General features: G+C 70.7%; 8 protein-coding genes, 1 pseudogene and 1 riboswitch. Of the genes and pseudogenes, 6 read left to right on the top strand and 3 right to left on the bottom strand.

Annotation, left to right across the window (positions count from 1 at the left end; translation table 11 throughout):
• Positions 1 to 473 (top strand): annotated as a pseudogene (locus N4P33_RS32570) (ABC transporter permease); the annotation flags it as partial.
• Between the two features lie 86 nt (positions 474 to 559).
• Here the strand turns inward: N4P33_RS32570 and N4P33_RS32565 are convergent.
• Entirely contained in the window at positions 560 to 862 is a 303-nt protein-coding gene (locus N4P33_RS32565) for a type II toxin-antitoxin system Phd/YefM family antitoxin (RefSeq protein ID WP_260830543.1), read from the bottom strand.
• A gap of 81 nt (positions 863 to 943) precedes the next feature.
• Here N4P33_RS32565 and N4P33_RS32560 point away from each other — a divergent pair, with 81 nt between their 5' ends.
• From N4P33_RS32560 to N4P33_RS32550, 3 genes are all read left to right on the top strand, one after another.
• Positions 944 to 1579 (top strand): ATP-dependent Clp protease proteolytic subunit, encoded by a 636-nt coding sequence (locus tag N4P33_RS32560; RefSeq protein WP_260830542.1) that lies wholly within the window; start codon positions 944 to 946, stop codon positions 1577 to 1579.
• A 7-nt stretch (positions 1580 to 1586) separates the two neighbouring features.
• Entirely contained in the window at positions 1587 to 1886 is a 300-nt protein-coding gene (locus N4P33_RS32555; RefSeq protein WP_260830541.1) for a hypothetical protein, read from the top strand.
• Positions 1887 to 2211: 325 nt separating this feature from the next.
• Positions 2212 to 2407: riboswitch (cyclic di-AMP (ydaO/yuaA leader) on the top strand.
• A gap of 3 nt (positions 2408 to 2410) precedes the next feature.
• Positions 2411 to 2884 (top strand): C40 family peptidase, encoded by a 474-nt coding sequence (locus tag N4P33_RS32550; protein ID WP_260830540.1) that lies wholly within the window; start codon positions 2411 to 2413, stop codon positions 2882 to 2884.
• 72 nt (positions 2885 to 2956) lie between these two features.
• Here the strand turns inward: N4P33_RS32550 and N4P33_RS32545 are convergent, their stop codons facing one another.
• Positions 2957 to 3418: an ATP-binding protein gene (locus N4P33_RS32545; RefSeq protein WP_260830539.1), complete on the bottom strand. Its 462-nt coding sequence runs from the start codon at positions 3416 to 3418 to the stop codon at positions 2957 to 2959.
• Between the two features lie 211 nt (positions 3419 to 3629).
• Between N4P33_RS32545 and N4P33_RS32540 the strand changes: the two genes are divergently transcribed.
• Together N4P33_RS32540 and N4P33_RS32535 are read left to right on the top strand one after the other, a co-directional pair.
• Positions 3630 to 4490, top strand: a complete 861-nt coding sequence (locus N4P33_RS32540) for a helix-turn-helix transcriptional regulator (protein WP_260830538.1) — start codon at positions 3630 to 3632, stop codon at positions 4488 to 4490.
• A gap of 9 nt (positions 4491 to 4499) precedes the next feature.
• A complete protein-coding gene (locus tag N4P33_RS32535) occupies positions 4500 to 4748 on the top strand; it encodes a DUF397 domain-containing protein (protein ID WP_260830537.1) in 249 nt (82 codons plus the stop codon).
• Positions 4749 to 4802: 54 nt separating this feature from the next.
• Here N4P33_RS32535 and N4P33_RS32530 read toward each other — a convergent pair.
• Positions 4803 to 5117 (bottom strand): aminotransferase class I/II-fold pyridoxal phosphate-dependent enzyme (locus N4P33_RS32530; protein WP_260830536.1); only part of this gene is annotated, 315 nt, incomplete at its 5' end.

Below are 5117 nucleotides of genomic sequence, written 5' to 3'. Positions count from 1 at the left end.
CCGCACTGGCCGGCTGCGCCACGCTGGTCGGCGTGGTGGCGACCGCACTGGCGCAGAGCTGGCTGGAGGCCGTCCCGGGGAACTGGTGGGCGGTGGCCGGCACGTTCACACTGGCGACCCTGGCCATGGGCGCGGCGGTCGCCGGGCTCGCCGCGCTGCTGGGCCGGGCCGGGATCGCGCTCGGCGGCCTGCTCGTCATGCTGCTCGGCAATCCGTTCTCGGGGGCCGCCTCGGCGCCGGAGATGCTGCCCGAGCCGGCCGGAGCGATCGGCCAGTGGCTTCCCCCGGGCGCGGGTGTGACGCTGCTGCGCTCGGTGTCCTTCTTCGACGGCGCGGGCGCGGCGGGCCCCGCCCTCACTCTGACCTGGTGGGCGGTTCTGGGGCTGGGTGCCGTGCTGCTCGGCGGAGCACTGGCGCGGCACACGAGGAACGAGCAGCCCACGACAGAGCGGGCCCTGGCGCCCACCGGCTGACCGTCCGTCCGGAAAGACCGTGCACCCCCGCCGCTGCGGGGGTGCACGGTCTTGTCGTTCTGCCGGCTCTACGCCTCTGCCCGGGCCTACGAGGTGGCCGGACCCCGGTGCTCGGCGGCGATGCCGAAGCGCTGACGTTCGCCCGTGGCGGACGCCGGGGTGATCTCACGGACGGCCGAGACGGCGCTGATCACCTGCTCCTCGCCGGCCTCACCGGCTTCGGCGGCTTCCTGGAGCTCCTCGAGTCGTCGCAGGTCATCGGCGGAGACGAGGGCGACGAGGGGCTTGCCGTGCCGGGTGACGACGACGCGCTCCCCGCCGTAGACCACGCGGTTGATCAGGTCGGCGAGCTCAGCCCTGGCTTGCGTCACCGGAATCTCGTAGGCCATGTCCCCATCATAACGTCACGTACGTCCTGTACATTTTTTACAGACGCCGCACCCGCCGCGCTCTCCCGAGGAGGGGTACCCATGACCCGGCCGTACGCCCGTCACGTCCTGCCCGAGTTCACCGAGCGCACCGCCACCGGACAGCGCACGAGCGATCCGTACTCGAAGCTGATGGAGGAGCGGATCGTCTTCCTGGGGACACCGATCGACGAGACCTCCGCGAACGACGTGATGGCCCAGTTCATGTATCTGGAGCACCAGGCCCCGGAGCGGGACATCTCGCTCTACGTCAACTCCCCCGGCGGCTCGTTCCACGCCATGTCGGCGATCTACGACACGCTGCGGTACGTGACCTGCGAGGTGGAGACGATCTGCCTGGGCCAGGCGGAGGGGGCCGCCGCGCTGCTGCTGGCCGCCGGGACGCCGGGCAAGCGGTTCGTGCTGCCCGGGGCGCGTCTGGTGCTGCGTCAGCCGGCGCTGCCCGAGCCGGTGGAGGGACAGGCGAGCGATCTGGCCATCCAGGCCGGGGAACTGACGCGGATCCGGGCCCGGATGGAGGAGATCCTGGTCCGGCACACGGGACGCAGCGCCGAGCAAGTGCGCTCCGACACCGAGCGGGACACCGTGCTCGACGCGCAGGCTGCGGTGGACTACGGCCTCGCGGACCGCATCGTGCCCAGCCGCAAGGGCGCCCGCCCGGTCCCCGGCACGAAGTGAGCCGCCGATGCTGCCACCCGAACTGCCCCCGCTGCCCGCACTGACGCGCGCCGAGGCCGAGTTGATCGACCGTTACCTCGAAGTCGTCGATCTGATCGGCCGGATTAACCCGGCCCACGACGGCGACACCTACCGCGGACTGCGCGCCGCACAGGCGTTGGTCGGCAAGGCGGTCGCCCTGCGCGACGCGCTGGCGCTGATGCACCGGCGCGGCGAGACCGAAGTGCACGCCGCCACACTGGCCCGCGCGCTGCGGGTGCTGGACGGCGAACGCCGCACGGCCCGGGTCCTGTTGCCCCCGGTCTGAGCGGGCCCCGAGGCCGCGCTCGACGGACCGGAGTTGAAACGGACCAAACGGCGTACCTCCATCCGGCGTAGAAAAACCTACTGTTTCGGGGGTATCGAGGTTGCGCCCGGCAGGCAAGCGGAGGCCGGAACGGAGTATTCCGCCGCTGGTCCGGGGCCGGTTGACTCTCCCGACGGTGGTTCGAACACAGGCGTGTCCACCCGAACGGGTGAGTGGTGAGTAACAACACAAATCCCCGGTTCCGTTGGGAAATCGGGCGGGCCATGAGCCAAGATCCGTGACTGACGACAAGACCCCGCCGCCGCGGCGGGGCGATCCGGGCGGACGCCGAGTCCTGCCGCCGCCCGGATGACCGGTCGACAGGAAGTGGATCGGCAGGAGTGGAGGACCCAAGCACGACGGGTCGCCGGAACCGCGAGGTTCCGAGCAGCCCTTGGGGTGAAGCCGCATCCGTGCGGCCGGGCCACTTCGCCAGCCCGAATCCGACAGGTCATCCTTCACAGGCGGCTGACGAAGGGTTGCGCATGACTGCGCTCAATCGTGTCCCGTCTCTGATGGCCCGTGCCGGTACGGCCTCGGCCCTCACCCTCGCCGCCGTGGGCGGCTCGATCGTGATCCCCGGCGCCGCATCGGAGGCGGCCGCCGCGAGCCTCGGCACCAAGGCCCTGAAGATCGCGGCCTCCAAGAGGGGGGCGCCTTACCAGTGGGGTGCCACCGGACCTTATCGATTCGACTGCTCCGGACTGACCCTCTACTCGTTCAAGAAGGCCGGCAAGAAGCTGCCGCGCACCGCTGCCCAGCAGTACAACAAGACCCGGCACATCTCCTCCTCCAACCGGAGGGCCGGGGATCTGGTGTTCTTCCATTCGGGCCGCAGCATCTACCACGTCGGCATCTACGCGGGTAAGGGCAAGATCTGGCACGCCCCCAAGACCGGGGACGTCGTGCGCCTGCAGAAGATCTGGACCCGCAGCGTCTGGTACGGCCGGGTCAAGTGACCCGCACGGGGCGGCGACGCGGGAAGCGTCGCCGCCTCGCCTTGCCGTTCTCCCCCACAGCCGTCAGGGCCTTCAGGGCTCCGGCTGTCCCACCGCCGTGACCGGTTCGGCCGGCGCGGCGGTCCATGGGAGTTCCACGGAGACGGTCTTGCCGCCCTCCCTCGTGCGGCGGACCCTCAGCCTGCCGCCGCACTCCGCGGTCAGCCAGCGGATGATCACCAGCCCACGCCCGTTGTCCTGCTGAACCGCCGCCGGCAGCCGCTTGGGCAGTCGCGGGTGGCTGTCCGTCACGCCGATCCGCAGTCGCTCGTCCCGGTCGAGGACGAGGTCCACCGTGAAGGTGGGCGACTGCCCGAACGTGTGCTGCACCGCGTTGGTGGCCAGTTCGGAGACGATCAGCCGGACGGTGTCCGACACTTCCGTGTCCTCGGGCATGCCCCACTCCGCCAGCGTGCCCACCACATGGGCCCGGGCCGCGGAGACCGAGGCGGGATCGCTCGGCAGAGTGACGGATGCTTCCAGATGGTCTGCCATGGCGACGTCGTCCCTTTCCACGGGACCGCAGTCCGACACGGAGCGGATGATTCGAGTACGGTCCCGCACTGGTGCTTCGTCGCCAGAGTGCCATCACCGCACGGCGCAGGGCAGCGATCCACCAAGATATGCATATATCTGTCGCTCAAAGCGGTGAACTCTACGACGCGAGACCGTATGTGGGCGGCTCGGAAGGAGTAAGGAGAGGCCCATGCAGCACGGTCCCGCGGTGCGCCGCCGCAAACTGGGCGCCGAACTGCGCGCGCTGCGCACCTCGGCGGGGCTCACCAGCGGCGAGGCGGCCCGGCTGGTGGGCTGGCACCAGTCGAAGGTGAGCCGGATCGAGACCGGCACGAGCGGGGTGAAACCGGCCGATGTGCGGTTACTGCTCGACACCTACGGGGTGTCCGATCCGCAGTTGCGCCAGCTGCTGCTGGTCCTGGCCGGCTCCGACGACGGCGGGGGCCGGCACCACTGGTGGCACGCGTACCGCGGGGTGCTGCCGCCGACCTACCGGGACTTCATCAGTCTGGAGTCCCAGGCGAGCGCGATGCGCACCCTGGAGACCACGGTGGTGCCCGGGCTGCTGCAGACACCCGAGTACGCGCGGGCGGTCACGGCGGCGGCCCTGGAAGGGGCCTCCGAGGAACGGCTGGACGCCCTGGTGGAGGTGCGTCTCGCCCGGCAGGACGTCCTGCGGGCGGATCCGCCGCTGGAGCTGAGCGCGGTCCTGGACGAGGCGGTGCTGCGCCGGGAGGTGGGCGGTCCGGGAGTGATGGCCCGTCAGCTGGAGCGGCTGGTCGAGGCGGCCCGGTTGCCCCATGTCCGGTTGCAGGTACTGCCGTTCACGGCCGGGGCGCACATCGGCGTCACCGGCCCTTTCGTCATCTTCTCGTTTTCGCGCACTTCTGATCTGGATGTGGTTGTTCTCGACCACTTGACGAGTAGCCTCCATCTCGAGCGGAAAGAAGACCTCAGGGCGTACACGGAGGCCTTCAACGCCCTTTCGATCCACGCCCTTTCGCCCGAGGACTCGTTGGATTTCATCGCCGGGACCGCTGCCGGCGTGTAAGGAGGCACGATGCCACCTCGGAACCTTCCTTCTCTTCCTTCTCTTCCTTCCAGCACCGGACTGCACGGCGTGCGATGGCTGCGCAGCAGCTACAGCACGGGCGCGAACAACTGCGTCGAGACGGCCGCACCGGCCACCGGCCCCGCGGCCGGACTGCTCGCCGTGCGCGACTCCAAGGACCCGGCCGGGCCCGCGCTGCTCTTCTCCCCCGGGAGCTGGGCACGGTTCGTCCGCGGTCCGCTGATCCAGGACCGGTAGGCCACCCGACCGGTCAGTCCCGCATCGGGCGACGCACGGCCGTGCCACGCCGACTCACGGTCGCGTCTCGCCGATCACCTGTACAGCGCGATCGATCTCCGCCCCGGAGAGGTCGGCGCGGGCGGTCAGTCTGAGCCGTGAGATGCCGTCGGGCACGGAAGGAGGACGGAAGCAGCCCACGGACAGACCGGCCGTCCGGCAGTCGGCCGCCCACCGTACGGCCTGCTCCGGGGAGGGGGCGCGCACGGAGACGACCGCGGCGTCCGGGCGTACCGCATGAAGGCCCTCGGCCGTCAGCCGGCCGTGCAGTTCGCGGGCCACCGCGCCCGCCCGCGCCGCCCGTTCGGGCTCGCGGCGCAGCAGTCGCAG

The organism is Streptomyces sp. 15-116A, from assembly GCF_025290915.1.
In the GTDB taxonomy this organism is placed as follows: Bacteria; Actinomycetota; Actinomycetes; order Streptomycetales; family Streptomycetaceae; genus Streptomyces.
This window is presented reverse-complemented; position numbering and strand designations above follow the sequence as displayed.

Bases quoted from the DNA above. Each gene is read 5' to 3' on its own strand.
- N4P33_RS32535 (WP_260830537.1), top strand. From the start codon at position 4,500: ATGCCACCTCGGAACCTTCCTTCTCTTCCTTCTCTTCCTTCCAGCACC.
- N4P33_RS32545 (WP_260830539.1), bottom strand. From the start codon at position 3,418: ATGGCAGACCATCTGGAAGCATCCGTCACTCTGCCGAGCGATCCCGCC.
- N4P33_RS32550 (WP_260830540.1), top strand. From the start codon at position 2,411: ATGACTGCGCTCAATCGTGTCCCGTCTCTGATGGCCCGTGCCGGTACG.
- N4P33_RS32565 (WP_260830543.1), bottom strand. From the start codon at position 862: ATGGCCTACGAGATTCCGGTGACGCAAGCCAGGGCTGAGCTCGCCGAC.
- N4P33_RS32540 (WP_260830538.1), top strand. From the start codon at position 3,630: ATGCAGCACGGTCCCGCGGTGCGCCGCCGCAAACTGGGCGCCGAACTG.
- N4P33_RS32555 (WP_260830541.1), top strand. From the start codon at position 1,587: ATGCTGCCACCCGAACTGCCCCCGCTGCCCGCACTGACGCGCGCCGAG.
- N4P33_RS32560 (WP_260830542.1), top strand. From the start codon at position 944: ATGACCCGGCCGTACGCCCGTCACGTCCTGCCCGAGTTCACCGAGCGC.